Raw genomic sequence first — 2463 nt, 5'->3', positions numbered from 1 at the left:
CGAGAAGGAGCGACGTTCTCCCGATGGGTGAGCCTCCCAGTAGCAGCCGTGCCGTTCTCCGCCGGACTCATGTGATCGAGGGAGTGGGGGTGGCGCGGTGACCGAGGTCCTGTTGCTCCTGCTGGCCCTGCTGCTCACTCTGGCCTGCGCGGTCTTCGTCGCGGCCGAGTTCTCGTTGACGACCGTGGAGCGTGGTGACCTGGAGCGTGCTGTCGAGGCCGGTGAGCGTGGCGCGGAGGGTGCGCTGGAGGCCGTACGGCGTCTCACGTTGCAGCTCTCCGGCGCCCAGCTGGGTATCACCGTCACCTCGCTGGTGATCGGTATGCTCGCCGAGCCGTCTCTCGCGGTGCTGTTGCGCGGCCCGCTGCGGGCGGTCGGCCTGGGCGGTGCCGCCTCGTCGGTGGCGACGGTGCTGGGTGTGGTCGTCTCCACCGTGGTGCTGATGGTGGTCGGTGAGCTGGTGCCGAAGAACTGGGCGATCTCGCGTCCGCTGGCGGTCGCGAAGGTGGTCGCGGGTCCGCAGCGCGCCTTCACGGCCGTGTTCGGCCTGTTCATCGGTCATCTGAACGGCACCGCGAACCGCTTCGTGCGCCGCTTGGGGCTGGAGCCGGCCGAGGAGCTGGCCTCCGCCCGCACCGCCGAGGAGCTGGGCGCGCTGGCCCGGCACTCGGCCGCCGAGGGGGCCCTGGAGGCGGACTCCGCCGAGCTGTTCGTGCGGACCCTGCATCTGGGTGAGCTGACGGCGGAGAACGTGATGACGCCGAGGGTCGACGTCAAGGCCCTGGAGGTCCACGCGACGGCCGCCGACGCCGTGAACCTCTCCCACGCGACCGGGCTGTCCCGCTTCCCGGTCTACCGCGACACCCTGGACGAGGTGGTGGGCACCGTCCACATCCGGGACGTGCTCGCCCTGGACCCGCAGAAGCGGGCCGCCACGCCGGTCACGGAGCTGACCGCGGAGCCCTTGCTGGTGCCCGACAGCCTCACCGCGGACCGGCTGCTGGAGCGGATGCGCGCACACCGCACCATGGCCGTGGTCATCGACGAGTACGGCGGCACGGCCGGCGTGGCCACCGTGGAGGACATCGTCGAGGAGGTCGTCGGCGAGGTCCGCGACGAGCACGACCCCTTCGAGACGCCCGACCTGGTCCCCGCCCCGGCGACGGCCGACGGGCACGCGGTGTGGGAGGCCGACGGCAGCGTCCGCCTCGACCGGCTCACGGACATGGGACTCACCGCGCCCGAAGGACCCTACGAGACCGTGGCCGGACTGATCGCCACCCGCCTGGCCCGCATCCCCGGCAAGGGGGACGTGGTGCACCTCGACGGCTGGCAGCTCCAGGTGCTGGAGGTCGAACACCACCGCGCCGACCGCATACGCATCACCGCACCGGCCGCCACGCTGCCCGCCCAGCTCGTGGAGGAGGCCCGATGACCGCCCTGCAACTGGCCATCGGCGCCCTGACACTGCTGACCAACGCCTTCTTCGTCGGCGCCGAGTTCGCCCTGGTCTCGGTGCGCCGCAGCCAGATCGAACCACGCGCCCGCACCGGTGACAAGCGGGCCCGGATGACGCTGTGGGCACTGGAGCACCTCTCCGCGATGATGGCCACCGCCCAGCTCGGCATCACCGTCTCCTCGCTGGTACTGGGCGCGGTCGCCGAACCCGCCGTCGCCCACCTGCTGGAGCCCGCCTTCGAGACGGTGCACATGCCGCACACCCTGGTGCACCCCGTCGCGTTCGTCATCGCCCTCACCCTCGCCACCTATCTGCACATGCTGATCGGCGAGATGGTGCCCAAGAACATCGCGCTGGCCGCGCCCGTGCCCAGCGCCCTGCTGCTGGGCCCGCCCCTGGTGGCGCTCACCCGGGCACTCAAACCCTTCGTCCTCGGCATCAACGCCTTCGCCAACGCCCTGCTCAAACTGCTGCGCGTCGAGCCGAAGGACGAGGTCGGATCGGTCTTCACCGACGACCAGCTCGCCCGCATGGTCCTCGACTCCAGCGAAGCCGGCCTGCTCAGCCCCGCCGACGGCGAACGGCTGCGCGACGCGCTGGAACTGGGCACCCGCCCGGTCGGCGAGATCCTCGTCCCCGCACCACGGATGCGCACCGCCGACCACACCATCACCCCCGCCGCACTGGAACGCCTCGCCGCCCGGGCGAGCTTCTCCCGCTTCCCGGTCACCGGCCCCGACGGCGACGTCCTGGGCTACCTGCACATCAAGGACACCCTCGGCCTGACCGACCGCGACCGGCCCTTCCCGCGCACCGCGCTGCACAAGGTCACCCGGGTACGCATCGACACCCCGCTGGACGACACCCTCACCGCCCTGCGCGCCGAAGGCAGCCACCTCGCCGCCGTCGTCGGGGAGAGCGGCACGGTCCTCGGCTTCGTGACCATGGAGGACGTACTGTCCGAACTGGTCGGACCGGCGGCCCCCACCACCGACTGACCCGCC

At 71.7% G+C, this 2463-nt stretch carries 2 protein-coding genes; both read left to right on the top strand.

Annotated elements, in window-relative coordinates; translation table 11 throughout:
* The first annotated feature begins 97 nt into the window (after positions 1-97).
* The gene (locus KYY02_RS33430; RefSeq protein WP_371244769.1) at positions 98-1435 is read left to right on the top strand and encodes a hemolysin family protein; all 1338 of its coding nucleotides are present in this window, start codon (positions 98-100) and stop codon (positions 1433-1435) included.
* A complete protein-coding gene (locus KYY02_RS33425; protein ID WP_371244767.1) occupies positions 1432-2457 on the top strand; it encodes a hemolysin family protein in 1026 nt (341 codons plus the stop codon). Before KYY02_RS33430 ends, KYY02_RS33425 begins: the two co-directional genes overlap by 4 nt.
* The last annotated feature ends 6 nt before the right edge of the window (positions 2458-2463 follow it).

Source organism: Streptomyces pimonensis, assembly GCF_041380215.1.
In the GTDB taxonomy this organism is placed as follows: Bacteria; Actinomycetota; Actinomycetes; order Streptomycetales; family Streptomycetaceae; genus Streptomyces; species Streptomyces pimonensis.
The sequence above is the reverse complement of the archived record's forward strand: the minus strand, read 5'-3'. Positions and strand labels throughout refer to the sequence as shown.

Bases quoted from the DNA above. Each gene is read 5' to 3' on its own strand.
- KYY02_RS33425 (WP_371244767.1), top strand. From the start codon at position 1,432: ATGACCGCCCTGCAACTGGCCATCGGCGCCCTGACACTGCTGACCAAC.